Here is a 26,567-nt window from a genome sequence, read left to right as displayed (position 1 = left end):
CTGCAGGCGGCGCGAAAGACGTCAACGTGCCTGACATTGGCGGCGATGAAGTCGAAGTCACAGAAGTGCTGGTCAAAGTGGGCGACAAAGTCACCGCTGAACAGTCACTGATCGTGGTGGAAGGCGACAAAGCGTCGATGGAAGTGCCAGCCCCATTCGCGGGTACGGTGAAAGAGCTGAAAGTGTCCACCGGCGATAAAGTGAATACCGGTTCACTGATCATGGTGTTCGAAGTAGAAGGCGCTGCGCCTGCTGCTGCGGCACCTGCGGCGAAACAGGAAGCGGCTCCGGCGGCAGCGAAACCTGCCGCTGCAGCGCCAGCAGCAAAAGCTGACGCCAAAGGCGAGTTTGCTGAGAACGACGCTTACGTCCACGCTACCCCGGTGATTCGTCGCCTGGCGCGCGAGTTCGGTGTCAATCTGGCGAAAGTTAAAGGCACCGGCCGTAAAGGTCGCATCCTGAAAGAAGACGTGCAGTCTTACGTGAAAGATGCGGTGAAACGTGCGGAAGCCGCACCGGCTGCAGCAGCGAGCGGCGGAAGCCTGCCTGGCCTGCTGCCATGGCCGAAAGTGGACTTCAGCAAGTTCGGTGAAGTAGAAGAAGTGGAACTGGGTCGTATCCAGAAGATCTCGGGTGCTAACCTGAGCCGTAACTGGGTGGTTATCCCGCACGTTACGCACTTCGATAAGACCGATATCACCGATCTGGAAGCGTTCCGTAAACAACAAAACGCTGAAGCGGAAAAACGTAAGCTGGATGTGAAGTTCACCCCTGTCGTGTTCATCATGAAAGCCGTTGCCGCTGCGATGGAGCAGATGCCGCGTTTCAACAGTTCGCTGTCTGAAGATGCACAACGACTGACGCTGAAGAAATACATCAACATCGGTGTGGCGGTAGATACGCCAAACGGTCTGGTGGTTCCAGTGTTCAAAGATGTGAACAAGAAAGGCATCACTGAACTGTCGCGCGAGCTGATGGCGATTTCTAAGAAAGCGCGTGATGGCAAGCTGACGGCTAGCGATATGCAGGGCGGTTGCTTCACCATCTCTAGCCTTGGCGGCTTGGGTACCACGCACTTTGCGCCAATTGTTAATGCGCCAGAAGTGGCTATCCTCGGTGTCTCCAAGTCTGCGATGGAGCCGGTGTGGAACGGTAAAGAGTTTGAGCCGCGTCTGATGATGCCAATCTCCCTCTCCTTCGACCACCGCGTGATCGACGGTGCTGATGGTGCGCGCTTTATCACCATCATCAATAACACACTGTCCGACATTCGCCGTCTGGTGATGTGAAGTTAACCAAGGCCGGCAAATGCCGGCCTTGTTGTAAGCATTCAATGTTGCCGCGGTTGGCAGTTTATTAACAATTCTGTAAACTCTTGCGGTGAAATGTCCCGGTGGATAAAGGGCATGCGGAGCCTGGGACGGGCTCGCTTTTGACCGCCGGCAATCTAATAAGAGGTCATGATGAGTACAGAGATTAAAACTCAAGTCGTGGTACTTGGGGCAGGTCCTGCAGGTTACTCTGCAGCCTTCCGTTGCGCTGATTTAGGTCTGGAAACCGTAATCGTTGAGCGTTACAGCACCCTCGGTGGTGTTTGTCTGAACGTGGGCTGTATCCCGTCAAAAGCGCTGCTTCATGTTGCGAAAGTGATCGAAGAAGCCAAAGCACTGGAAGAGCACGGCATCGTGTTTGGCCAGCCGCAAACTGACATCAACAAGATTCGTACCTGGAAAGAGAAGGTTATCACCCAACTGACTGGCGGTCTGGCCGGTATGGCCAAAGGCCGTAAAGTAAAAGTGGTAACTGGTCTGGGTAAATTCACTGGTGCTAACACCCTGGTGGTGGAAGGTGAGGGTGGTGCAACCACCATCAACTTCGATAACGCGATCATCGCTGCGGGCTCTCGCCCAATCGAACTGCCATTCATTCCACACAACGATCCACGCGTGTGGGATTCAACCGATGCGCTGGAACTGAAAGAAGTACCGAAGCGTCTGCTGGTAATGGGCGGCGGTATTATCGGTCTGGAAATGGCGACCGTCTATAACGCGCTGGGTTCAGAGATCGACGTGGTTGAGATGTTCGACCAGGTTATCCCTGCTGCCGATAAAGACGTGGTGAAAGTCTTCACTAAGCGTATCAGCAAGAAATTCAATTTGATGCTGGAAACCAAAGTGACCGCTGTTGAAGCGAAAGACGATGGTATCTACGTATCAATGGAAGGCAAAAAAGCCCCGGCTGAAGCGCAGCGTTATGATGCAGTGCTGGTGGCGATTGGCCGTGTGCCAAACGGCAAAGGCCTGGATGCCGGTAAAGCGGGCGTGGAAGTGGACGATCGTGGTTTCATCCGCGTCGACAAACAGCTGCGTACCAACGTGCCGCACATCTTCGCTATCGGCGATATCGTCGGTCAGCCAATGTTGGCGCACAAAGGCGTGCACGAAGGCCACGTAGCGGCAGAAGTGATTTCTGGTCTGAAGCATTACTTCGACCCGAAAGTGATCCCTTCTATCGCCTATACCGAGCCAGAAGTTGCCTGGGTTGGTCTGACCGAGAAAGAAGCCAAAGAGAAAGGCATCAGCTACGAAGTTTCCACCTTCCCGTGGGCTGCTTCTGGCCGTGCTATCGCTTCTGACTGCGCAGACGGTATGACCAAACTGATCTTCGACAAAGAGACTCACCGTGTGATCGGTGGTGCGATTGTCGGTACCAACGGCGGCGAGCTGTTGGGTGAAATCGGTCTGGCGATCGAAATGGGCTGTGATGCAGAAGACATCGCACTGACCATTCATGCGCACCCAACGCTGCATGAGTCGGTTGGCCTGGCGGCTGAAGTGTTCGAAGGTAGCATTACTGACCTGCCAAACCCGAAAGCGAAAAAGAAATAATTTTTCGCACTAAATAAAATAAACGGCTCCTTGATGGAGCCGTTTTTTATTACTGCTTCTATTTAAATGAGTCGTTAAAAAAGGCGCGTGAGCTAACACGTAAACCCTGCTGGAATTAGCAGGGGCGAACCCCTGCTAATGAAGTTTTACTGCTTAACTTCGTAAGCCATTACCGCAGATAATTCAGCAGCGAATATCTTAAATCGTAATTCGCAAAGTGTATTACGATTCACCAGGCACAACACTAATAACATGAGCCCGCCGATAATCAGCTTGCTGAATGATAACTTCATAATCACTTACTCCTTGCATTAGCATGAGCAAGCAACTACCCTGACATTGCTTAGGTGTTTTGGGTAGTTGCCTGCTCATGCGGTTGATGGAAATTGACCGCATGAGTTTCTCACTCCACAACCCACCTTAATTCATTATGCTTAAGGCAGATTGCCTCAAGCGCCCGCAGGCAGTCTACGCGATTTCTTTTTTATTTCACGTATATTTTCATTCTCTGTTTATTATTATTTTCATTATTAGTCGTTGCTGTTAATTGAATTTATAAACTGATTGTATTATTGATTATCTTTATTCTTTATCCAGTCAATAAAATGCCTAAGCGGTGCGGAAACGTATTTCCTGCTGGGGTAATAGAGCCAAAATCCCTCTTCAACCTGAGTATGCTCAGCGAGTATTTCAATTAATTCCCCGCTCGCCAGGGCGTTATTAACCGCATCCTGATGTAAAAAAGCGATACCCAACCCAGCACACGCCGCTTGCAGAATGCGCTCATTATTGTCGAGTACCAGCGAGCCTTTTACCGCCACTTCCTGTTTGCGCCCCTCTTGCCAGAACTCCCAACGATAGCGGCGCCCACTGGGAAAGCGCCGCTCAATGCAGGGGAAGTGCAGCAGGTCCGCAGGGGATTGTGGTATGCCACATTGATTAAGGAACGACGGGCTGGCCACGGCTAGCGCGCGCATGGGGTGACCAAAGGGTACGGCAATCATGTCCTGCGCCAGCACATCGCCATAGCGCACGCCAGCATCAAAGCCGGACGCCACGATATCAACCAGCGCATCATTGCTGTCAATCTCCAGCGTTATCTCGGGATAACGTTGGATAAACGGCAGGATGAGAGATTGAAAAAATAGCGCTTCAGCGGAGCGTGGCATGCTGATGCGCAGCACCCCACGCGGATCCTCGCGCCAGTCATTCAATTCATCCACGGCCTGCGACAAATCCGCCAGCGCCGGTTGAATGCGCTGCAGAAAGCGCTCACCCGCTTCGGTCAGCGCCACTTTACGTGTGGTGCGCGTCAGTAAACGCACACCTAAACGCTCTTCAAAATGACGCATGGCGTGACTCAGACTGGAAGGCGTCACGTTACGCTCCTCGGCAGCTTTACGAAAGCTGAGATGCTGTGCAATAGCAGCAAACATCTCCAGTTCCTGCAGGGTGGCTCGGCATCTGCTCATTACTGAATTTCACTCACTAAATCGACGAGAAGGGCGCAATTGTTGCTGTAATTGCTGAGGTTTATAACATTAACACCGTAAGCGAAGAGGATAAATCAATGCAACAGCGTCAATTAGGCAGTCAGGGATTACAGGTTTCAGCGTTAGGATTAGGCTGCATGGGCATGAGCTTTGCCTATGGTCAGAATGATGAGAAGCAGGCGTTAAATACGCTGGCTCGTGCATTTGAACTCGGCGTCAATTTCCTCGATACCGCTGAAGTTTATGGTCCCTTCACCAATGAAATGTTGCTGGCTAAAGCGATTAAAGGCCGCAGCGATATCAAAGTCGCCACCAAGTTTGGTTTCCGCATCACCGATCATGGGGAGGGCTGGGAGCGCATCACCGGTGCCAATAGCGAACCGGCGCATATCCGCCGTGCAGTTGAAGGTTCACTCCAGCGTCTGGGTGTGGAAACCATCGAGTTGTTGTATCAGCATCGCCTCGACCCTGCCGTGCCGATTGAGGATGTGGTGGGCGTGATGGCGGACCTGGTGCGCGAAGGAAAAGTGAAGTATCTCGGCTTATCAGAAGTCTCATCCGCCACTTTGCGCCGCGCCCAGGCCGTTCACCCCATCTCGGCTTTACAAAGCGAGTACTCATTGTGGACACGCGATCCTGAACAGGAAATTCTGGCAACCTGCCGTGAGCTTAACATTGGATTTGTGCCCTACAGCCCATTGGGACGTGGCTTCCTCACCGGTAAATTTCCGGCTGCGGCCACGCTGGCTGAAGACGATTTCCGTCGCTACCTGCCGCGTTTCCAGCAAGATGCGCAGGCGCATAACCAGAAGTTAGTGAATCAGCTATCAGAGATGGCTGCAGGTTATGATGCCACCGCTGCTCAGTTGGCGTTGGCCTGGGTGTTGGCGAAAGGCGACGACATTGTGCCCATTCCCGGCGCCAGCAAAATCGCCAACCTGGAACAAAACTGTGCCGCAGCCTCATTAATGTTGCAGGCTGCTGATATCACGGCGCTAGATGTGCTTTTTAATCCACAAAATATTCAGGGCGAACGTTATACCGAGAGTGAGTTTATGATGGTTGACCGTTAAGGCTTCACGGATGCGCACGAAAAAGCAGGCCTAAGGTGCCTGCTTTTTTTATGTGATCCCGCTCAACATCCAGATAAATCTGCTAAATAACGCACGGATGTTGCTTTTTTGTAAACAGATTAACAATCAGCCGAAATGCTGCTATGCTGGCCGACGCGGAACCGGGCACCTCGCCCTACTGTTTGACAGCATCAAGAGGTGCACCGGAAAGCTATACAATGAGAGCGAGGAGAACGTCGTGCTAGAAGAATACCGTAAGCACGTTGCCGAGCGTGCTGCCCAGGGAATCGTACCTAAGCCGTTAGATGCTTCCCAGATGGCCGCGCTGGTTGAACTGCTAAAAAACCCGCCAGCGGGTGAAGAAGAATTCCTGACCGATCTATTGGTCAACCGTGTACCCCCAGGTGTTGATGAAGCAGCTTATGTAAAAGCTGGTTTCCTGGCAGCTGTCACTAAGGGCGAAGCCCTCTCTCCTCTGGTTACTCGCGAAAAGGCAGTTGAACTGCTGGGCACCATGCAGGGTGGCTATAACATCCATGCGTTGATTGAAGCGCTTGAAGATGAAGCACTGGCCCCCATCGCCGCTGAAGCCCTGTCCCATACGCTGCTGATGTTCGATAACTTCTACGATGTCGAAGAGAAAGCAAAAGCGGGTAACTCCCACGCGAAAAAAATCATCCAGTCCTGGGCCGATGCAGAATGGTTCCTGAAGCGTCCTAAGCTGGCTGAAAAAATCAGCACCACCGTGTTCAAAGTGACCGGCGAAACCAACACCGATGACCTCTCTCCGGCACCGGATGCATGGTCACGTCCGGATATTCCACTGCACGCACTGGCGATGTTGAAAAACCCACGTGATGGTATCGAACCCGACGATGCCGGTAACATTGGGCCGATCAAACAGATCGAAGAGTTGCAGAAAAAAGGGTTCCCGCTGACCTACGTTGGTGACGTCGTCGGTACCGGTTCTTCACGTAAATCTGCCACCAACTCGGTGCTGTGGTTTATGGGCGATGACATTCCGTACGTGCCAAACAAAAAAGGCGGCGGTCTGTGCCTCGGCGGCAAAATTGCACCGATCTTCTTCAACACCATGGAAGATGCGGGCGCACTGCCAATCGAAGTCGACGTAGATCGTCTGAACATGGGCGATGTGATTGACGTTTACCCGTACAAGGGTGAAGTACGTAATCATGAAACCGATGAACTGCTGGCGACCTTCGAGCTGAAAACCGAAGTGCTGTTGGATGAAGTGCGTGCCGGTGGCCGTATTCCACTGATCATCGGGCGTGGCCTGACGACCAAAGCGCGTGAAGCTCTCGGCCTGCCGCACAGCGATGTGTTTGTCCAAGCCAAAGACGTTGCTGAGAGCACCCGTGGTTACTCACTGGCGCAGAAAATGGTGGGTCGTGCTTGTGGCGTTGAGGGCGTTCGTCCTGGCGCTTACTGCGAACCAAAAATGACTTCAGTGGGTTCTCAGGATACCACCGGTCCAATGACCCGTGATGAACTGAAAGACCTGGCGTGCCTCGGTTTCTCCGCTGACCTGGTGATGCAGTCATTCTGTCATACCGCTGCTTATCCTAAGCCGGTCGACGTGACCACCCATCACACCTTGCCTGACTTCATCATGAACCGTGGCGGCGTCTCACTGCGTCCGGGTGATGGCGTTATCCACAGCTGGCTGAACCGTATGCTGCTGCCAGATACTGTTGGTACCGGCGGCGATTCACACACCCGTTTCCCTATCGGTATCTCCTTCCCGGCGGGTTCTGGTCTGGTGGCGTTTGCTGCTGCGACCGGCGTAATGCCACTGGATATGCCTGAGTCAGTATTGGTGCGCTTTAAAGGCGAAATGCAGCCGGGCATCACCTTGCGCGATCTGGTGCATGCGATTCCGCTGTACGCGATCAAAGCAGGCCTGTTGACCGTTGAGAAGAAAGGGAAGAAAAACATCTTCTCTGGCCGCGTGCTGGAAATCGAAGGTCTGCCGAAACTCAAAGTTGAGCAGGCGTTTGAGCTGACCGATGCTTCCGCTGAGCGTTCTGCTGCGGGTTGTACCATCAAGCTGGATAAAGAGCCGATCATTGAGTACCTCAACTCAAACATCGTGCTGCTGAAGTGGATGATCTCTGAAGGTTACGGCGATCGTCGTACGCTGGAGCGCCGCGTTGAAGGCATGCAGAAATGGCTGGCGGATCCGCAACTGCTGGAAGGCGATGCGGATGCAGAATATGCTGCTGTGATCGAAATCGATCTGGCCGATATTAAAGAGCCAATCCTGTGTGCACCAAACGATCCGGACGATGCGCGCTGGCTGTCTGATGTGCAGGGCGAGAAAATCGATGAAGTGTTCATCGGCTCTTGCATGACCAACATCGGTCACTTCCGTGCAGCCGGTAAACTGCTGGATGCGCACAAAGGCCAGCTGCCAACCCGTCTGTGGGTTGCGCCGCCAACCAAGATGGATGCCGCACAGCTGACCGAAGAGGGCTACTACAGCGTCTTCGGTAAGAGCGGTGCGCGTATCGAGATCCCAGGCTGCTCACTCTGTATGGGTAACCAGGCGCGTGTGAAAGACGGTGCAACGGTGGTCTCCACCTCAACCCGTAACTTCCCGAACCGCTTGGGTACCGGCGCGAATGTGTTCCTTGCATCGGCGGAGCTTGCAGCAGTCGCATCACTGTTAGGTAAATTGCCGACTCCAGACGAGTATCAGCAGTTTATGGTTCAGGTTGATAAGACCGCGGCAGATACTTACCGCTACCTCAACTTTGACCAGCTGGGTCAGTACACTGAGAAAGCTGACGGCGTAATCTTCCAGACCGCTGTTTAATCGGCAAACGGAATACGCAGAAGGGACGATGAAAATCGTCCCTTTTTTTGTGCACTTTTCTGGCTCGCTTTCCAAAAACACGCATTTTGTCCTATTTTTCTAATCCATTAATAATTAGTCTGAATGATAAATAACAAGGCGTTATTTTATATTTCTCTATTTATCGACTAGAGGTGATTTACATGGGTTGTCAGTTTTTATTAAGGATGTTGCTTGTTTATTGTTAGGTTTTTCTGGTGGCGTTTTAAAGCGTTATTTTTGATCTCATGTATTAGCAAAGAAAAATGCTGCGAAAAATCGGTTTATGACAGATTAAATGCCAACACCAAGATCAAATTAAGTTCATAAATGCGTTTTGAGATTATTCCTATCTCTGTGCTTCCTAATTTTCCGCGTCCCAGTTATGTTTAAAAAAAGTGAAATAAGCCGCTTGGCTTAGTGTGCTTCACTTGCAATAACCCCCCGATATTTAATGACTAAATCTTAATGCTTGGCTAAAGCTTGATCGACGTGATCTTGGTCATGTTTAAGGTTGTTTAATGATTCCAGATGTCGGGGTTTAATAACAATGTTGTCATTGTGTGGGGTAAAAATGGAATTCAAAACCGCCATCTATGCACTTTCAATCGCGACGGTGATCTATGTGCCGTTAACGGCAAGTGCTGCAGGAACGCTGACCGGACAAGTGGGTATCCAGGTTGTTATTAGCGATGGGTGTACTGTGGGAAATAACGATTCCAGTGGTTCAACCAATAACTGGGGTACGATTGATTTTGGTACCTATGCTGATCTTGCCAATATTATTGATGGCAGTGTTCTGGGGGCTGATGGTAGCAGCAATGTCACCGTTACCTGCACCAGCGGCCTATCACCGACACTGACGTTGGATGGCGGCCTCAATGGTAGCAGTACTCTGCGTAATATGACCTCGGGCACTACCTTAATTCCCTATCGACTCTATTCTGACTCTTCTCGCAGCAGTGAAATTGCCGTCAATGGCAGCGTGTCACTGACCGCCGACGGCACCGCACAGAATGTGCCCATCTATGGCCGTATCTTGCCTTCCGACCAAAGCACCACTGCACCGACCTCCGGCACTTATGTGGACACGGTCACGGCGACACTGGCCTGGTAAATTGCGAGCGCGCCATGGGACGGCACCTTATCGCGATTGGCTGGCTGTTGCCGTCGCTATGCTGCTTGGCTAGCAGCACCACTGACAGTTTTCAGGTCACTGCTGCCATCACCAACGGCTGTGCTTTTGGTAGCAATGGCAGTGCGAGTGCAGACTTCGGCACCTTGGATTTCGGCAGCATGTCGGCCATCAGCAACCCAGTTGATGTGGCCAGCAGCAGCGGCACGGGTTCGATTGTGGTGACCTGCACTCCGGGTACAGCGATAACGCTTGCGCTGGATTACGGTGAAAATGGCGGCAGTGCCAGCACGCGTTATCTGAGCAATGGCAGCGCTACTCTCGCTTATCAACTTTATCAGGATGCCGCGCACACCACGGTTTGGGGCAGCGATTCACTGGCCTACAGCGTGTCGTCATTTCCTGAGAGCACACAAACTTACACCGTTTATGGACGTTTGTTTGCCACCACGGGCTTGCCCGCGTCAGGCACTTATCGCGATACCGTCACGGTGACCTTAACGTACTGAACCATGAAAAAATTGATCGTCATTGCACTGTTAGTCTTAATGAGTGGCGTGTCTCATGCCGCCAGTTCGGTATTGGTTTGGCCGATATTTCAAGTGATAGAAGCTGACCAGCATGGCAGTGCTTTATGGCTGGAGAACCGTGGCGGTCAGCCGGTGCGGTTGCAAATTCGCATCTTGGCTTGGCAGCAACAGGATTTTCGCGATCGTTATGCGGATCAACGCGAGGTGGTTGCCAGCCCACCTTTTGCCACCATTCCACCGCAGCAGCGTCAGCTGGTACGGTTAATACGTACAGGCGCACCGCCACAAGAGGGTGAACAAGCCTATCGCATTATCTTGGATGAAATTCCGGATGCGAATGTCCCTGTGGCGAAGAACAGCGCGGGATTACGTTTGCAGATGCGCTACGTGCTGCCGCTGTTTCTCGATGGCCAAGGTGTCTGGACGCAAACGCGGAATGATGTAAGGCGCGATCCGACCACGGTAAGCCAGCCACAACTGCACTGGCAGTGGGTGACTCAGCAGGGAAAAACTGTCCTGCGCATTCGCAATACCGGCAAGGTGCATGCGCGATTGAGTCAGGTATTTTGGGGAAGGGAGCCCGATGCAAGCAAAGCGACTTTCACGCTGGCAAAAGGTTTTCTTGGCTATGTATTAGCGGGACAGAGCATGCAATTTCCGCTGCCGCCGGGCAAATCCGTACCTATTGAGGGAACGCTTTATGCGAGGCTAACCGATAATGGCCCAGCGGTAGCCCTGTCACCATGATTTTAGCCCCTGCGAGCAGGCGGGTGCTTTTACCCAGTCTGCTGCTGTGCGGCATGTTGGATGCTAATGCGGAAGTCTATGACGGGTTGCCGCCTCCGCGTAGCTTGCAAAGCGCACAGACGGATTACACCTTGTGGCTGACGTTAAGCGTTAATGGCCGCAATGATGGCAGTGTCGTACCGGTTAGGGTGCAGGGCACACACTATCTGCTGGATGCCACCGTATTGCGGCGTAATCAAATTAAATTGGCGGCAACGCTTAGCGGCGCACAGGATGTCACCACGATGCCGCAGGTTACTGCCCGCTATGACAGTGTGCAGCAGGTTTTACAACTGCAAGTCCCGGACAGTTGGTTGCCAAAGCAAATGTTAAGCGATCGGCAAAACGCGCCTTATCAGGCAATCAGTTCACCGGGTATGTTGCTGAATTACGATGCCTACAGCGTGAAGAGTGCCGACACCAGCAGCTACAGCGCGATTTGGCTGGAACAGCGTTTTTTCTCCGCCTCGGGCTATCTCTCCAATACCGGTAGCTGGCGACAATATTGGCAAGCGAACAGCAATAACGATGGTCGTGAGGGCTATCTGCGTTACGACACTACTTGGAAATACAGCGATGTAGACCGCATGCTGAGTTATCAACTGGGCGATGTCATCAGTAATTCGCTCAGTTGGAGCAACTCGGTACGCTTGGGGGGGCTGCGTATCAGTCGCAGCTTTGCCGTGCGTCCCGATTTGGTGACCTACCCGATGTTGAACTGGTCGGGCACCGCCGCGGTGCCCGGTAGCGTGGATGTATTTATCAACGGTTACAAGGCCAGCAGCAACAGCTTGAATGCAGGTCCATGGACACTGACCAGCACGCCCTACATCAACGGCGCGGGTGAAGCGACGCTGGTGACCACGGATGCTTTAGGTCGTCAGGTTGAGACCAGTATTCCATTTTATGTTTCTAACCAACTCTTACGCAGCGGACTCAGTGACTTTGATTTTAGTGCGGGTGCTCTGCGGCAAAACTACGGAATTCACAGTGCGGATTATGACGCTGCGGCCGTCAGTGGCTTTTATCGCTATGGTCTGAATGATCATCTCACGCTAGCGCTACAAGGTGAAGGGCGAGAAGGGTTAGCACGCACAGGTGTCGGTGCCGATATGGCAGTTGCGCGCTTGGGCACTCTCTCGTTAAGCGCCAGTCAGTCTCAAGCCGGGGGCCGTGGTCAGCAATATTCTGCTGGCTATTCATGGTATGCGCCAAGCTTTAGTCTCAGCGTCAGCCATGTGCAACGTAGTTCCGGATTCAGCGATCTCTCGGTCTATAACACCAGTGCAACACTCAGCCGCCGTGCTGAACAGGCGACTCTGAGTCTGGCCCCTTTTGGCCGCTGGGCTGGGACCTTTGGACTTGGCTATTTTGATATCACCGCGCACGACAGCACGCGTACCCGATTAGCCAATCTATCCTGGAGTCATGGGTTGTGGGGGAGCAGTAGTCTGCATCTGACACTGAATAAAACCCTTGGCGAGCACGGTATGGCGGCACAACTCCAGTTGCTGGTTCCCTTTGATCAAGCGGGATCGCTTTCACTTTCCAGTCAGCGCGACAGTGCCGGTGAAACGGCGCAGACAGTGAGCTACAGTCGCGCTGCACCCGCAGCAGGTGGGGTGGGCTTTAATCTGGCGGCATCACAAAACAATGACGGTTATCAGCAAGCGGATCTCACCTGGAAGAACCGCTATGCCGTGTTGAGTGGCGGAACCTATGGCTCATCAGGCGATCGCACCCAATGGTTTGATGCCAGTGGTGCATTGATTTGGATGGACGGTGCGCTGTTTGCCAGTAGCAAGATCAATGATGCCTTTATTGTGGTGAGTACCTCCGGTTACAGCGGCATTCCGGTGCGTTATGAAAACCAGTTATTGGGTAATACCGACAGCGGTGGTCACCTGTTGGTGCCGTGGGTGAGCGCTTGGTATCCGGCCAAACTCACTATTGACCCGCTGAATTTACCGGCAGATATCAATACGCCGCTGGTGGAACAACGGGTGTCAGTGCGAGAGGCCAGTGGTGCCTTAGTTAATTTCCCGCTACGCAAAACGCGTCCTTTGTTAGTGACGCTGGTGGATAGCCAGCATCACCCATTACCTCCCGGCACCTTAGTCACCGAAACCCAGAGCGGCCAAACCACGCCGATGGGCTATGGCGGGCAGGCGTGGTTTGAAGATGTTCCAGAGCATAGCGTGATTGCCGTGTCGCTACTTGGCGGCCAGTGTCGCCATGCGTTGGCGCTTACAGGTGAACAGGCACAATTTATTGTGGGGCCGCTGGTGTGCGGTATGGCTGATAAATCGGAGAATCAGAAATGAAAAGGATGTTGATGGCGCTCGTGCTGTTGCTCTCGGGATGGAGTGGCACGTTGTGGGCTGCATGCACCGGGAGTTCAAGTAGCACCGAGTTGGGGAGTATCAGCTCGTTTACGTTGGCAAGCACCGCACAGGTGGTGGAGTCCGGCACCGGTTTTACCTGTTCAGGCAGCGCGTTATCCCTGCTCAGTACCAATACGGTGACGGGCACCATCAGCAGTTCAGCCAATGCATCCGGCACCACGCCCCGTTTCTACAACAGCAGTACGGGCAGCTACGTGCCCTACAGTATTTGCAGCGATAGCGCCTGTAGCACGGTTTATAATATCGGCAGCAGTAAAACCTGGAGCTCAACGTCATTACTGGGTTTGCTGGGGTTGTTCAATGCTAGTGATGGCTCATTGCCGCTTTATTTGAAAACGACTACCGGCGCAAATGTGCCAGCGGGTACCTACACCGATACGCTGACGCTGTCGTGGAATTACAGTATTTGTTTTGTCGGGGTCTTGGGCTTGTGTGTTTACACCACGGGTACGGCAACCTCAACCATTCAGTTGCAATTTGAAGTGACCAATGATTGCGCCATCGACAGTGCGCCTGATGTGGACTTTGGCAGCGCTTCATTGCCCGCCAGCTTCAGTGCCGTGAGTTCAACCCTGGCGGTTCGTTGCACGCTTAACGCGGCTTACAGTATTAATCTGGCCAGCAGTCATGCCAGCAGCGGAGATTGGCGACAAATGAGCAACGGTGATTCACTGCTGCAATATCAGTTATATCAGTCAGACGGGACGGCGTGGACGGCCAGCAATGACCTCAGTGAGACCGGGACCGGCGCAGCGCAAAATATCAACTACTCGGCCAAAGTGAATCCCGACCAAACCAATCAGCCCGCAGGCAGTTACAGCGATACCGTGACGGTCACCGTCACCTATTAAGCGATGGCTTCTGGCATAATGCGACCGCGATCCCACTTTATTTAGCGCGCTACGCACAAAATGCACTTAATCGGTGCTGCATGTCGCGCCATTAGCTACACGAGGCAAACCCATGGAGTATGAATTTTTGCGTGATTTGGCCGGGCAGGTCAAAGTGCGTATGTCGATGGACCACGAAGCGGTGGGGCACTGGTTCAACGATGAGGTCAAAGATAATTTACCCCTGCTGGATGAAGTTGAAGCCGCTGCGCGTGAGGTGAAAGGCACCATTAATCAATGGCAGCGCATCGGCAGTGAATACACCATTTGGTTGGATGAAGAAGAGGTGATGATCCGTGCCAATCAGTTGGCCTTGGAAGACGACGGCATTGAAGAAGGCATGACCTATTACGACGAAGAGAGCCTGTCGTTTTGCGGCGTAGAAGATTTTCTTGCGGTAATTGCGGCCTATCGACAGTTTCTGGCGGGGAAATAGCAGTAGCTTGAGGAAACGCCGCATCAGAACGATGCGGCGAGTTTGGCACTTACGCGCCGCTTACCACGGAATGTGGATGGTGTACCTGTTCCTCATCCACGATAGGTTCGACTTTGCCCATCAGGAACAGGTAGTTAAGGATCCCAATCACCACCAGCACGGCAGAGAACACCAGCGCCCAAGTGAAGTGACCGGTAGCACCGACGATGGCGCCGGTAATGATCGGGCCCACCGCACCGCCCATGTTGGAAACGGTATTTTGCAGGCCAGCCACAATCGATACGCTATTTTGTGGGGCCACATCACCCGGCAGTGCCCAGACTTGAGAAGCGGCCACGGTGGTGCCGGATTTGGCGATACACAGCAGCAGCACGGTCATAAACACGGATTCAGTGAACGGCGCGAAACCAATGCATAGCGCCATCAGCAAACCAATGGTGAGGAACAGTTTGCGCGTAGCTGTCAGCGACAAAATCTTTTTGTGCACAATTCGATCCGATGCCCAGCCGGCCAGCACTTCGATCACCATGCCGCAAATCAATGGCAGCGCAGCCACCATCCCCATCTTGAGGAAATCCATGCCTTTATCTTTCACCAGGTAGGTCGGCAGCCAAGTGATAAAGAAGTAGGAGGTGTAGTTGATGGTGAAGAAGCCAATACACATCGCCCAGATATTGCGGTAGCGCAGCAGCTTGTACCACTTCATCGGTTTTACGCTTTTGTCGCCGTGTTTCTGCGCTTGACCATCACGGATAAAGCGCACCTCATCCTGACTGATCGATTTGTGATCTTCCGGGTTTTCCGAGTAGATGAAGTACCAGGCAATCACCCAGAATAAACCGAGTGCACCAATCGCCAGGAAGGTCAGACGCCAGTCGAACATGGCGATCATAAACACGATCAGCGGCATGGCGACGGCACCACCAAACTTCGAGGCGCTGTCAAACAGGCCTGAAACGGTGGCACGTTCACGATCCGGGAACCAGCGCGCGGTGATACCGGCGTTGCTCGGATAAGCGGCGGCTTCACCGACGCCAAGCGCTAAACGCAGCGCCAGCAGGGATTTAAAGCCGGTCGCCAGACCCATCGCCATGGTGGCAACCGACCACCAGGCCACGGCGAGACCCAGCCCTTTTTTCTGGCCGAAGCGATCGGCGAACCAACCCGCCGGGATCTGCAACAGCGCGTAAGACCAGAAGAACGCTGCCATGATAAAGCCCATCATCTCTGGGTTGATGTCGAGCTCTTTGATCAAATGCGGGGCGGCCGCAGAGAGTACGGTTCGGTCAATATAGTTAATGGCGATCGCCAGCCACATCAGGCCAGCAATCCACCAGCGGATGCGGGTAGAGCGAGAGGTGTTGTTCATAATATTTTTTTCACCTTCCCGGTGTCTTTCGCGCGGTAACGGCGTCGATTCCATTCATTCCCTCCGCACGCTTTCTGGGAGGGGAATGAAATTGTCGCCTGGCTACAGCACCAATGACTGGGGATTAAAATTTGGATTAAGTAGGGTTTTGAGAAAATTAATCCAGCCCGTTCATAACATTTGTCGGGCGTTCGCCCTGTTTGATGCACTGCACAATCTGTGTCACGCAGCGTTCACCAATCGCGCTGATGGCGCCGTCGGTGTAACCCGCGATATGTGAGGTCGGGATAAAGTTGCTGAGGCTGAACAGGGGATGTTCTGCCAGCGGTTCGTGATCGAATACATCAGCTGCGGCACCGGCGATGACGTTATCCAGCAGCGCCTGATACAGATCCTGCTCGTTAACGATGCCACCGCGTGATGCGTTGATCAGGAAAGCACCTTTTTTCATCTGTTTGAGGCGCGCGGCATCAAACAGGTTGTGCGTTTTATCGGTGAGCGGCTTGTGCAGCGTGATGAAATCGCTGCTTTGGGTCAGGTGATCGAGGCTGACAAATTCGATACCGTGCTCGGCGGCGAATTTTTCATCTGGATAAAAATCGAAAGCAATAACGCGCATGTTGAAGCCTTTAGCGCGCAGTGCCACCTGTTTGCCGATATTCCCGAGACCGATAATTCCCAGCGTTTTTCCATACACATCGGTGGCGAATATGCGAGGCCAGTTGCCGGCGCGGGTTTCAATCGCCGCCTGCGTAATCTGGCGTGCGCTATTGAGGATCAGTGCGAAGGCGAAATCGGCTACCGCATGCTTGTTGGCATCTGGCACGTTGGTCACGTAAATGCCGCGCTCGCGGGTGGCATCCAGATTGATGTTGTCGACGCCAACGCCGTGCTTACAGACAATTTTCAGCTGAGGGGCTTTTGCCAGCAGCGCTTCGTTGACGTCGGTGAAGGCAACGATCATCGCGACAGTTTCGGCCAGATGAGGCTCCAACGCGCTAAGCGGCGCATCAGCGGGCAGCGTAATCAGCTCGAAACCATTTTGTTGCAGCACATCGATTGGCGTGGCGTCATATTTAGCAAATGACGGCGAAGTACAGATGACTTTCATGATTCTTCCCGATGTTGAAAAGGGCAGTAATGGCCGCCGTGAGGCTTGCCTGATAATCGTTATGAGAAACCTGATGACTGCACATTTTGGTAGCGGCGCAATTTATTGCGCGATAAATCGCGCCGCTACTCAATGTGCATATTATTGGGCTTGGCTACTGGATGCCCTGGAGCTGTTACTGCAAATACTGATTCACGATCTGGCGGATCTTCTGCTCTTCTTCGGCAGAGAAGCTCACCGCATAACGGCTGTTACCGACATCAGAACCCAGCAGTGAAACGGCTTTTTTCACGGTGGCCGGTGGGAAACCGACGCTGTAGAGATCGGTGCGCAGGCCCGTAATGTTCTCTTGTGCCTGACGCGAACCTTCAATATCGCCCGCATGGAAACGGGCCCAGATGGCATTGATCTCTTTCGGAGCCACGTTTGCCAGACCAGAAATACAGGCGGTGCAGCCTTCAACAAAACCGCGATGGATCAGCGAATCTGGACCGGTCAGTACGTTGAAGTTCTCCATGCCTTCAGCGGCCTGCAGAAAACCGCTCAGGCTTTCATAGCTGCCCGCGCTGTCTTTGATACCGATGATGTTGGGATGCGACGCCAGTGCACGCACGGTTTCCGGCTGCAACGTGTTGCCGGTACGCGCAGGGATGTTGTACAGGTAAAGTGGTACATCGATCGCGTCGGCCACGGCACGGTAGTGAGCGATCAGTTCTTCCTGCTTCAGCGGTACGAAATAAGGTGTGATCACCGAAACCGCATCCACGCCCAGTTTGGCGACTTGTTTGCCCAGACGGATGGTTTCACACGTGGAGATTTCACCAATATGCGCCACAACCGGTGCTGCACCATTGACTTCGTCGACGCAGGTTTCGGTGACGGCCAATTTCTCTTGCTCGTTCAGTACAAAGAACTCACCGTTGGTGCCGCCGCAGAAAATGCCGTTGCCGGCGCTCAGCTGGCGTTGTACCTGCACACGCTGTGCTGCAGGGTTGAAGGCACCTTCGCTGTCGAAGGTGGTGACGATGGCGGTTAAAACGCCCTGAATTTTCTTGCTCATGATTCCCTCATTAATCCTTAGTGATTCAAAGCCGGAAACAGCGTCAGGTAGACGTTTCGCACGTCATCGGCGCCTACTTTCATCGGTACATTCTTCATCAGACGCTGCACATCGAGCGCGGCTTCTACCAGGTATGGCAGGTGGTCCGGGCCGATGCCTAACTCTTCCAGGCTGGCGGGCAGTTTGAGACGTTTCACCAGCGCGGCAAAATACTCCACCAGCGCATGCGACTTCGCTTCTTCATCCAGTGTGGCATCGGCATCGGGCAGCAGATCGTAAGCCTGCGCGAATTTGCTCACGGCGGCGGGACGCACGAAGCGCATGCACGGTGCCAGCAGAATGGCGTTCGCCACACCGTGGGGCAGATGATATTTGCCGCCCAGTGGGTAGGACATGGCGTGCACCAAATGGGTACCGGCATGGGCAATGGACGCGCCGCCGTAATAAGAGGCCCACAGCATGTTCAGACGCGCTTCCAGATTGCCCGGTTCGGCAATGGTGGTCTCAAGGCTGGCGAACAGCTTTTTCATACCGATCAGCGCATAGTTGTCGCTCACCGGGTTGGCGACCGTGGCGGTAAAGCACTCGATCAAATGGCACAACGCATCGATACCGGTGGAAGACGCAATATGTGGCGGCATGCTGGTGGTCAGTTCTGGCACCAGTGCCACATAATCTGGCAGCATCACGGGCGTAATAATGCCGACTTTGGTCTCTTTTTCGGGGATCGCCAGAATCGCGTTGGGTGTGGCTTCAGAGCCGGTACCGGCGGTGGTCGGAATCAACAGTGAGGTGGTACGGGTTTGCGGTTTCTCACCGGCCAGCAATGCATCCAGCGTTGGTGCGCCGTCAACGCAAAGGATCGACAGCAGTTTCGCGACATCCAGCACGCTGCCGCCGCCCACGCCAATCACCAGATCGACGTCGGTGGAAGGTAACGCGGCAACAATAGCAGCAACGTCATGTTGGCTCGGTTCCGGCGGGACGCTGTTAACGATGCTCAAACTGCTGATCTGCTGTTTCAGCTGCGCGATCAGCGACTGAACCGCTGGAATGCCTTCGATATTCTTATCGGTTACCAGAAGTGCTTTCTCTTTACCTTGCAGCAGATAGCTAAGGTCGTTAAGCGCTTGAAAGCCACTGATCACGGTGCTGTTGATATTCATTTCATACCCTTATTGCGTTTTTTTCGTACCAAATGATTAACTTTGCTCATTAGGTGCGTGTTCTGTCACTACAGTGCCTAAATTTATAGGACAAATTGATTTCAAATAATTTGATCTTGCTCACATATAATCAATCATGATTGAATATAATCAATCTCAGCGCGGCGAACTTGTCGGTAGAGGAAAGAGAATGACTTCACAGCCATGGAAAACGCCAGTCTTAGTGATTGCGGATGATTTTACCGGTGCCAATGACGCCGGTAGCGGATTGGCGCGAGCGGGGGCAAGAGTACATGTGCTGTTTGATAGCGGCACGCCACACGATGCCAACAGCGCTGATGTGCTGGTCATCAGCACCGATAGCCGAGCGATCGGTGAAGCAGACGCGGCTCATCGTACAACGCTGGCCGTTCAGCAGCATCAGGCAATTGCCCAGGATGGCTGGCTGTTTAAAAAGATTGATTCTACGTTGCGTGGCAATCCAGGCGCAGAAATTGAAGCCGCCTTAAAAGCGAGTGGAAAAACCTTAGCGCTGGTGGTGCCTGCGGTGCCCAAACTTGGTCGGACGACGCGTGAAGGCGAAGTTTGGATCAACCTGCAACGCCTCACCGATACCGAATTTGCCAGCGATCCTAAAACCCCGGTTACCAGTAGTCATGTGCTAACGCGTTTGCAAATGCAGAGTGATATGGCTGGTGAAACTCTCGATCTGGCCACGGTGCGCGGCGGACAGTTAGCGCAAGTGCTTGCTCGCAAGCAGGGGTTGGTGGTGGTGGATGCGGAGCAGGATGCTGACATCGCGCTGTTAATGGCTGCGGCGGCGACCTTGCCTTCGAGACCGCTAATGGCGGGGGCATCTGGACTGGGCGATGCGCTGGGAGAATATCTGGCGGGACGGCCAGCCCTTGCGAAGCAGCCGTTGTTGGCAGGGGCATCCGGGGCAGGTGGTGCGTTGAGTGAACATGTGGCCACCGTTCCAGTGCTGGCGATTGTGGGATCGATGAGTGCCATTGCGCAGCAGCAGATTGCACGCCTTGCGACTCAACGTGATATCCGCATGGTTGACATCGATATTCGTCAGCTATTTGCTCAGCCTGCATGGCCCCAGGCTGCTGAGTGGCAGCAGGTGATGCAGCAGGCCTTACGTGACGGCGCACATTGTGTGGTGCGTACCACGCAACACGCCGATCAGCGTCACGACATTGAACAGCTGTGCCAGCAACATCAGATTTCGCGTCAGGAATTGGGTGAACGCATTTGCCAATTTCTCGCGCAGCTCACGAGCAAAGTATGTCGCGAGACGCACCCGGCCGGCTTGTATCTTTCCGGCGGCGATGTGGCGATTGCCGTGGCGCAGGCGCTTGGCGCAAAAGGTTTCCAGATTCAGGGCTTGGTGGCAGGCTGCGTGCCGCACGGGGTTCTGCTTAATAGCGAATTACACCTGCCGGTGATGACCAAAGCGGGTGGCTTTGGCGATGAAAACACCCTGGTAGAAGCCATCCGTTTCATTGAGGAGAAGTCGAGTGAATAAAATTATTGCGGTGACCATGGGCGATCCGGCGGGCATCAGCCCGGAGATCATCATTAAAGCGTTAGCAGAAGGCGACTTGGCCGGTATCCCAGCAGTCGTCATCGGATGTGCCAGTACGCTGCGTCGAGTGATGGGATTGAACATTACGCCGCAGGCTGAACTGCGTGTATTGGATCAGGTAAAAGATGCGCATTTCGCACCGGGCATCATCAACGTTATCGATGAACCTTTGGCGAATCCTGAAGCGTTAAAACCGGGCGTAGTGCAGAAAGAAGCCGGCGATTTGGCTTGGCGCTGTGTTAAGCGCGCCACTGAACTGGCACTGGCCGGTGAAGTACACGCGATTGCGACAGCTCCACTCAATAAAGAAGCACTGCACTCAGCAGGGCACATTTATCCGGGGCACACCGAACTGCTGGCGCAACTGACCAACACCAAAAATTACGCCATGGTGCTCTATACCGATCATCTGAAAGTGATTCACGTGACTACGCACATTGCACTGCGCAAGTTCCTCGACACCCTGAACGGCGAGCGTATTCAGACCGTGATTGGTATGGCTGACACCTTCCTGCGCCGTGTTGGTTTCGATAACCCGCGTATTGCCGTGGCAGGTGTGAATCCACATGCGGGCGAGAACGGTTTGTTTGGCGACGAAGAGATCACCACCGTAGCCCCCGCGATCAAAGCAATGAAAGAGAAGGGCATTGATGTGTATGGTCCTTGCCCGCCGGATACCGTGTTCCTGCAGTGCCAGCAAGGTCAGTACGACATGGTGGTGGCAATGTATCACGATCAGGGCCACATCCCACTGAAATTGTTAGGTTTTTATGATGGCGTCAATATCACTGCAGGCCTGCCGTTTATCCGCACATCCGCGGACCACGGTACGGCATTTGATATCGCCTGGACAGGTAAAGCGAACTCTGCGAGCATGGCGATCTCCATTAAACTCGCGATGCAGCTAGCATAGGGAAATATGAAGGGACAAAGCCGTCTCGACCAGATTATGGACTATTTAAAAAGTCATAATCTGGTCACTGTAGAACAGCTGGTGAGTGCGATCTCTGCCTCGCCAGCCACGATCCGCCGCGATCTGATCAAACTCGACAAGGAAGGCGTCATTAGCCGCAGTCATGGCGGCGTCACGCTGAATCGCTTTATTCCCGCACAGCCCACCACGCTGGAGAAGATGCAACGTAATCTGGCGGAGAAGCAGGCCATCGCGCAGTTTGCTGCCAGCTATGTGCAGTCGGGCGATTCCGTAGTTCTGGATGCCGGAACGACTATGCTGGAGCTGGCGCGCCAACTGACTCATCTGCAGCTGCGTGTCATCACCGCCGATCTGCACATCGCGCTGTTCCTGTCCGAATTCAAGCAGATTGAAACCACTATTATTGGTGGCCGTATTGATGACTCCAGCCAATCCTGTATTGGTGAACATGGTCGTCGTCTGCTGCGCAGCATCAATCCGGATATCGCTTTTGTCAGCTGTAACTCGTGGAGTATTGAGCGCGGTATCACCACGCCAACAGAAGATAAAGCCGGTTTGAAGATGGATTTGTTAGCCAATGCGCGCCGTCGCATTCTGCTGGCTGACAGCAGCAAGTATGGCTCCTGGTCACTGTATTGCGCGGCACCGATTGATAGCCTGACCGATGTGGTCACCGATGCGCGTCTCGACGATGCGGTATGTCGCGCTCTGCGCGAGCGTGGAATTGGCTTGCAGTTGACTGCCTGATGCAAGAAGGTCGCCATTAATGGCGACCCTACATTGTTCGTGCGGTTTTCGTAGGGTGCGCATTGATGCGAACCGCTGTGAGTCGCACTGAACTATAACAACTTCAATCCCGTCGCCGGAATATTGCGCCCGTAGTAAATCTCACGCATTTCCTTCCACAGCAGATTGGTAATCCGCTTGTGCTCTTGCGGGATTAACTCTTCAGGTTTGGTGTTAAACAGGTAATACTTCAGGTCAAACTCCTTCAGTAACATTTTGGTGTGAAAGATATTTTCCTGATAAACGTTCACATCCACCATGTCATACATCGACTTCATATCCTCGGACATAAAGTTCTGAATCGAATTGATTTCATGATCGATAAAGTGTTTTACGCCGTTCACATCGCGGGTAAATCCACGCACACGGTAATCGATAGTGACGATGTCCGACTCTAACTGGTGAATCAGGTAGTTCAGCGCTTTCAGCGGTGAAATGACGCCACACGTCGAGACTTCAATATCGGCACGGAAGGTACACAAGCCCCCCTCAGGATGGCTTTCGGGATAGGTATGCACGCAGATATGGCTTTTATCCAGGTGCGCCACCACCGAGTTGGGTAGCGGACCGGGGTGCTCAGACTTATCGATATCCTGCGGGTTGATGGGTTCTTCACTCACCAGAATGGTGACGCTGGCACCCTGTGGTTCGTAATCCTGACGTGCGATGTTCAGCACGTTGGCACCGATGATTGAACAGGTCTCGGTCAGGATTTCAGTCAGGCGGTTGGCATTATATTGCTCATCGATATAAGCGATATAGCCATCTCGCTCGGCTTCGCTGTTGGCGTAGCAAATATCGTAAATACAAAAACTCAGGCTCTTTGTCAGGTTATTGAAGCCATGTAGTTTCAGCTTTTGCAATTTCGTTACTCCTCACACGACAAAGCATTAAGCAGATATTGCGGCAAGGCGAAGCTACCGACATGTATCGCGGGATTGTAGTAGCGGCAGCGCAGTTCTGCATCTTCAAAGCGCGATTGCAGCGTGGCAGAATCCCATTGGCGCAGCATCTCGTTGTCGCTTGCCCAGGCAAACGTCATGATACCGCCGTAATAAGTGGGGACGGCAGCCTGATAAAAACTGACATCGGAAAAGTAGTGGCTGAGTTTGCGATGGCTGTTAATCGCCTCTTCTTGCTGCAAGAAGCAAACGCCGTTTTGTGCCACGAAGATGCCGCCTGGATTGAGCGCGTTCTTACAGCCAGCGTAAAACTCGGAGGTGAACAGACTTTCCCCTGGGCCAATCGGATCGGTGCAATCGGAGATGATGACGTCGAATTTTTCCTGCGTTTGATTGACGAAATTCACACCATCATCAATCACCAGATTCAGTCGCGCATCGTCATAGGCACCGGCGCTGTGGTTCGGCAGGTATTGTTTGCAGAAGCTGACCACACCGGCATCAATTTCTACCATGGTGATCTGTTCAACGTTTTGATGACGCGACACTTCGCGCAGCATCGCGCCGTCGCCGCCACCAATAATCAGCACGCGTTTCACGTGGCCGTGCGCCAGAATGGGCACATGGGTCATCATTTCGTGGTAGATGAACTCGTCGCGTTCGGTGGTTTGCACCACGCCATCCAGCGCCATGACGCGGCCAAAAGCTGCATTTTCAAAGATCACCAGATCCTGATGCGCTGTTTTGTCGCGATAAAGCAGTTTATCTACCGTGAAATACTGTCCAAATCCGGCATGAAGCGTCTCATACCACATTTCATTTTGGGCCATGATGGGGCTCTCCTCTAATGTCATCGCCATGAAAATGGAACAAAAAAGGATAGCGAATTATGACCGTGGTTGCACGGTCAAATCTTCAGCAGGGGGCAGTGCGGCGGGCTATTTAACGTACGCGAGCAGACTCAGCGAATCACGCGCCAACGACTTACACTTCTTATCGTTGGTGATGGCGATGCCGCTTAAATCTTTGTAGCTCTCTTCGCCGAGGACTTTCATGTTGTAGTTGCTGTAATTGCTCAAATCCCAACGGTTCTGCTGGGCGAAAAACACCAATGCTTTACGAATTTGTGCATCCGGCAAATCCTGATAGCCGCAATCATTCTTCAGATAGACAAACACGGCGGTGAGGTCTGCCAAATCTTCTGCTTCGGATTCGCTCAGCGCAAAACTGGTGGAGGAGAAGCCAAGGAGTCCCGCCAGCAGCAGGATCTTGATGCTTTTCATCATAATCATTCTCAACAAGGGGCAATTGATTGACGTTAGCACAGTTATTGCAGGGATTCCGCTAAATTTGCCCAAACGGGCGATTCCCGCGCTTTTTATCAGTGCATTCTGTTTCAGGGCTTGACCCTCCCGCAGGGGAAAGGTTTACCCTGTGCCCTTATTCACGACAAGGATAAGAATATGCAACGTCGTCATTTTCTAAAGTTGACTGCCGCACTCAGCGCTGCAGGTGCTCTGCCGCTGTGGAGTCGTTCGCTAATGGCGGCTACGCGTCCGTTATTGCCTATCCCCTCTATTTTACAGCCCGATGCACGCGGTCAGTACACGCTGACGGCGATGAGCGGCACCAGCCAATGGAATGGTCAGTCGGTTCCAACCTGGGGCTACAACGGCAATCTTTTGGGGCCGGTTTTACGTTTACAACGTGAGAAACCGGTCACCGTCAATATCCATAACCGGTTGGCGGAAGGCACCACCGTGCACTGGCACGGACTGGAAATTCCGGGTGACGTTGATGGCGGCCCACAAGCGGTGATTGCGCCAGGTGCCTCGCGACAAGTGAGCTTCACGCCGGACCAACCTGCTGCCACCTGTTGGTTCCACCCGCATCAACATGGCAAAACAGGCTATCAAGTGGCGCAGGGCTTGGCCGGTTTGGTGCTGTTGGAAGATATTGATTCTGGTAAATTGCGCCTGCCGATGCAGTGGGGCGAAGACGATGTGCCGCTGATCTTCCAAGATAAACAGCTGACAAAAGATGGATCAAAAATCGATTATCAACTGGATATTATGCGTGCGGCAGTGGGCTGGTTTGGCGACATGATGCTGACCAACGGCGTGCAGTATCCTCAGCAAGCGGTGCCGCGCGGTTGGCTGCGTCTGCGTTTGCTGAATGGCTGCAATGCACGTTCGCTGGATATTGCGACCAGCGATCGCCGCCCGCTGTATGTTATTGCCAGCGATGGTGGCTTATTGGCCGAGCCGGTTAAAGTCGACAATCTGCCGTTACTGCCCGGTGAACGTTTCGAAGTGATGATTGATACCTCAGACGGCAAAAGTTTTGACGTGGTGACGCTGCCAGTGACGCAAATGGGGATGACGCTGGCGCCGTTTGATCAGCCTCTACCGCTGGTACAGATCCTGCCTTTACGCGTAATGGCGAGCGGTACGATGCCGGATAAGCTAGTGGATTTACCGCCGTTGCCTTCAGTGGAAGGTGCACAAAATCGCTGGCTGCAGCTGATGATGGATCCACAACTGGATCAACAAGGTATGCAGGCGCTGATGGATCGTTATGGCGACAAAGCCATGGGCAATATGAACATGGATCATGGCAGCATGGACATGAAGGGTGGGGCCATGAAAATGGACCATGGCAACATGGACATGAGCAGCGGTGCGATGAAGATGGATCATGGCAGTATGCCAATGGATCACGGAAGCCACGACAAACCGACGGGGTATGATTTCCATAACGGCAACAAAATCAATGGGCAGGCTTTTAATATGGCCAAGCCGATGTTTAACGCCGAACTCGGAAAAGTTGAGAAGTGGACGATTTCCGGCGAAGGTGACGCGATGCTGCATCCTTTCCATATTCATGGCGCGCAGTTCCGCATCTTGTCAGAAAACGGCAAACCCCCTGCGCCACACCGTACTGGCTGGAAGGATATGGTGAGCGTTAACGGCTGGCGCAGCGAAGTGCTGGTGCGCTTCAATTATGTCGCTAACGCTGAAAATGCCTATATGGCGCACTGCCATCTGCTGGAGCACGAAGATACCGGCATGATGTTAGGGTTCACGGTTAGCTAAAGGCTGCGGTGTCATCACGGCGCACGATTCGGTCGCCATAAATGGCGCCCTACAACAGCTGAG

General features: G+C 53.2%; 23 protein-coding genes. 14 read left to right on the top strand and 9 right to left on the bottom strand.

The window, feature by feature from the left end; all coding sequences use genetic code 11:
- Together aceF and lpdA are read left to right on the top strand one after the other, a co-directional pair.
- A partial coding sequence (gene aceF, locus HA51_RS25775) for a pyruvate dehydrogenase complex dihydrolipoyllysine-residue acetyltransferase (protein ID WP_084938289.1) occupies positions 1–1,289 on the top strand: 1,289 nt, incomplete at its 5' end.
- A gap of 174 nt (positions 1,290–1,463) precedes the next feature.
- Positions 1,464–2,888, top strand: a complete 1,425-nt coding sequence (gene lpdA / locus HA51_RS25770; RefSeq protein WP_038650261.1) for a dihydrolipoyl dehydrogenase — start codon at positions 1,464–1,466, stop codon at positions 2,886–2,888.
- A 146-nt stretch (positions 2,889–3,034) separates the two neighbouring features.
- Here lpdA and HA51_RS27815 read toward each other — a convergent pair whose 3' ends face one another.
- Together HA51_RS27815 and HA51_RS25765 are read right to left on the bottom strand one after the other, a co-directional pair.
- On the bottom strand, positions 3,035–3,181 hold the full coding sequence (locus tag HA51_RS27815) for a Hok/Gef family protein (RefSeq protein ID WP_139810742.1): 147 nt from the start codon (positions 3,179–3,181) through the stop codon (positions 3,035–3,037).
- A 276-nt stretch (positions 3,182–3,457) separates the two neighbouring features.
- Complete coding sequence (locus tag HA51_RS25765; protein ID WP_084938288.1) at positions 3,458–4,360, bottom strand: LysR family transcriptional regulator; 903 nt, start codon at positions 4,358–4,360, stop codon at positions 3,458–3,460.
- 98 nt (positions 4,361–4,458) lie between these two features.
- Here HA51_RS25765 and HA51_RS25760 point away from each other — a divergent pair, with 98 nt between their 5' ends.
- The 8 genes from HA51_RS25760 (at position 4,459) to yacL (ending at position 14,490) form a co-directional block, all read left to right on the top strand.
- On the top strand, positions 4,459–5,454 hold the full coding sequence (locus HA51_RS25760) for an aldo/keto reductase (RefSeq protein ID WP_084938287.1): 996 nt from the start codon (positions 4,459–4,461) through the stop codon (positions 5,452–5,454).
- A 238-nt stretch (positions 5,455–5,692) separates the two neighbouring features.
- Entirely contained in the window at positions 5,693–8,290 is a 2,598-nt protein-coding gene (gene acnB, locus HA51_RS25755; RefSeq protein WP_139810741.1) for a bifunctional aconitate hydratase 2/2-methylisocitrate dehydratase, read from the top strand.
- A 592-nt stretch (positions 8,291–8,882) separates the two neighbouring features.
- Positions 8,883–9,425, top strand: a complete 543-nt coding sequence (locus tag HA51_RS25750) for a Csu type fimbrial protein (protein WP_084938286.1) — start codon at positions 8,883–8,885, stop codon at positions 9,423–9,425.
- Between the two features lie 14 nt (positions 9,426–9,439).
- Entirely contained in the window at positions 9,440–9,952 is a 513-nt protein-coding gene (locus HA51_RS25745) for a Csu type fimbrial protein (RefSeq protein ID WP_084938285.1), read from the top strand.
- A 3-nt stretch (positions 9,953–9,955) separates the two neighbouring features.
- Entirely contained in the window at positions 9,956–10,720 is a 765-nt protein-coding gene (locus HA51_RS25740; protein WP_084938284.1) for a fimbrial biogenesis chaperone, read from the top strand.
- Between the two features lie 23 nt (positions 10,721–10,743).
- Positions 10,744–13,083, top strand: a complete 2,340-nt coding sequence (locus tag HA51_RS25735; RefSeq protein ID WP_245840273.1) for a fimbria/pilus outer membrane usher protein — start codon at positions 10,744–10,746, stop codon at positions 13,081–13,083.
- Positions 13,080–14,015 carry a Csu type fimbrial protein gene (locus HA51_RS25730; protein WP_084938282.1) on the top strand — a complete coding sequence of 312 codons (936 nt, stop codon included), beginning with the start codon at positions 13,080–13,082 and terminating at the stop codon, positions 14,013–14,015. Before HA51_RS25735 ends, HA51_RS25730 begins: the two co-directional genes overlap by 4 nt.
- Positions 14,016–14,127: 112 nt before the next feature.
- On the top strand, positions 14,128–14,490 hold the full coding sequence (gene yacL, locus HA51_RS25725) for a protein YacL (RefSeq protein ID WP_084938281.1): 363 nt from the start codon (positions 14,128–14,130) through the stop codon (positions 14,488–14,490).
- Between the two features lie 49 nt (positions 14,491–14,539).
- Here yacL and HA51_RS25720 read toward each other — a convergent pair whose 3' ends face one another.
- The 4 genes from HA51_RS25720 to HA51_RS25705 all read right to left on the bottom strand — a co-directional run bounded on the left by HA51_RS25720 (position 14,540) and on the right by HA51_RS25705 (position 19,196).
- Positions 14,540–15,859: an MFS transporter gene (locus tag HA51_RS25720; RefSeq protein WP_084938290.1), complete on the bottom strand. Its 1,320-nt coding sequence runs from the start codon at positions 15,857–15,859 to the stop codon at positions 14,540–14,542.
- Between the two features lie 157 nt (positions 15,860–16,016).
- Positions 16,017–16,970: a phosphoglycerate dehydrogenase gene (locus HA51_RS25715; RefSeq protein WP_084938280.1), complete on the bottom strand. Its 954-nt coding sequence runs from the start codon at positions 16,968–16,970 to the stop codon at positions 16,017–16,019.
- Between the two features lie 175 nt (positions 16,971–17,145).
- Positions 17,146–18,030 (bottom strand): dihydrodipicolinate synthase family protein, encoded by an 885-nt coding sequence (locus HA51_RS25710; RefSeq protein WP_084938279.1) that lies wholly within the window; start codon positions 18,028–18,030, stop codon positions 17,146–17,148.
- Positions 18,031–18,047: 17 nt separating this feature from the next.
- Complete coding sequence (locus HA51_RS25705) at positions 18,048–19,196, bottom strand: iron-containing alcohol dehydrogenase (RefSeq protein WP_084938278.1); 1,149 nt, start codon at positions 19,194–19,196, stop codon at positions 18,048–18,050.
- Positions 19,197–19,386: 190 nt separating this feature from the next.
- Here HA51_RS25705 and HA51_RS25700 point away from each other — a divergent pair, with 190 nt between their 5' ends.
- Genes HA51_RS25700 through HA51_RS25690 form a run of 3 tightly spaced genes read left to right on the top strand, consistent with a single transcriptional unit; the run spans position 19,387 to position 22,468 of the window.
- Positions 19,387–20,727 carry a four-carbon acid sugar kinase family protein gene (locus HA51_RS25700; protein ID WP_084938277.1) on the top strand — a complete coding sequence of 447 codons (1,341 nt, stop codon included), beginning with the start codon at positions 19,387–19,389 and terminating at the stop codon, positions 20,725–20,727.
- Positions 20,720–21,700, top strand: coding sequence for a D-threonate 4-phosphate dehydrogenase (locus HA51_RS25695; protein WP_084938276.1), 981 nt, complete (start codon positions 20,720–20,722; stop codon positions 21,698–21,700). The genes HA51_RS25700 and HA51_RS25695 overlap by 8 nt, the downstream gene beginning before the upstream one ends.
- A gap of 6 nt (positions 21,701–21,706) precedes the next feature.
- Positions 21,707–22,468, top strand: a complete 762-nt coding sequence (locus tag HA51_RS25690) for a DeoR/GlpR family DNA-binding transcription regulator (protein WP_034829581.1) — start codon at positions 21,707–21,709, stop codon at positions 22,466–22,468.
- 92 nt (positions 22,469–22,560) lie between these two features.
- On the opposite strand, the gene speD is transcribed toward HA51_RS25690, so the two are convergent.
- The 3 genes from speD to HA51_RS25675 form a co-directional block, all read right to left on the bottom strand.
- The gene (gene speD / locus HA51_RS25685) at positions 22,561–23,370 is read right to left on the bottom strand and encodes an adenosylmethionine decarboxylase (protein WP_084938275.1); all 810 of its coding nucleotides are present in this window, start codon (positions 23,368–23,370) and stop codon (positions 22,561–22,563) included.
- A 5-nt stretch (positions 23,371–23,375) separates the two neighbouring features.
- Positions 23,376–24,239 (bottom strand): polyamine aminopropyltransferase, encoded by an 864-nt coding sequence (gene speE, locus HA51_RS25680; RefSeq protein WP_084938274.1) that lies wholly within the window; start codon positions 24,237–24,239, stop codon positions 23,376–23,378.
- 108 nt (positions 24,240–24,347) lie between these two features.
- The gene (locus HA51_RS25675; RefSeq protein ID WP_084938273.1) at positions 24,348–24,695 is read right to left on the bottom strand and encodes a YacC family pilotin-like protein; all 348 of its coding nucleotides are present in this window, start codon (positions 24,693–24,695) and stop codon (positions 24,348–24,350) included.
- 177 nt (positions 24,696–24,872) lie between these two features.
- On the opposite strand from HA51_RS25675, the gene cueO reads away from it, so the two are divergent.
- Positions 24,873–26,504, top strand: a complete 1,632-nt coding sequence (gene cueO / locus HA51_RS25670; protein ID WP_084938272.1) for a multicopper oxidase CueO — start codon at positions 24,873–24,875, stop codon at positions 26,502–26,504.
- Positions 26,505–26,567: the final 63 nt, after the last annotated feature.

It is taken from the genome of Pantoea rwandensis (assembly GCF_002095475.1).
Classification (GTDB): Bacteria; Pseudomonadota; Gammaproteobacteria; order Enterobacterales; family Enterobacteriaceae; genus Pantoea; species Pantoea rwandensis.
Note: the sequence above shows the minus strand (reverse complement) of the source record. Positions and strands in the feature narration are given on the sequence as shown.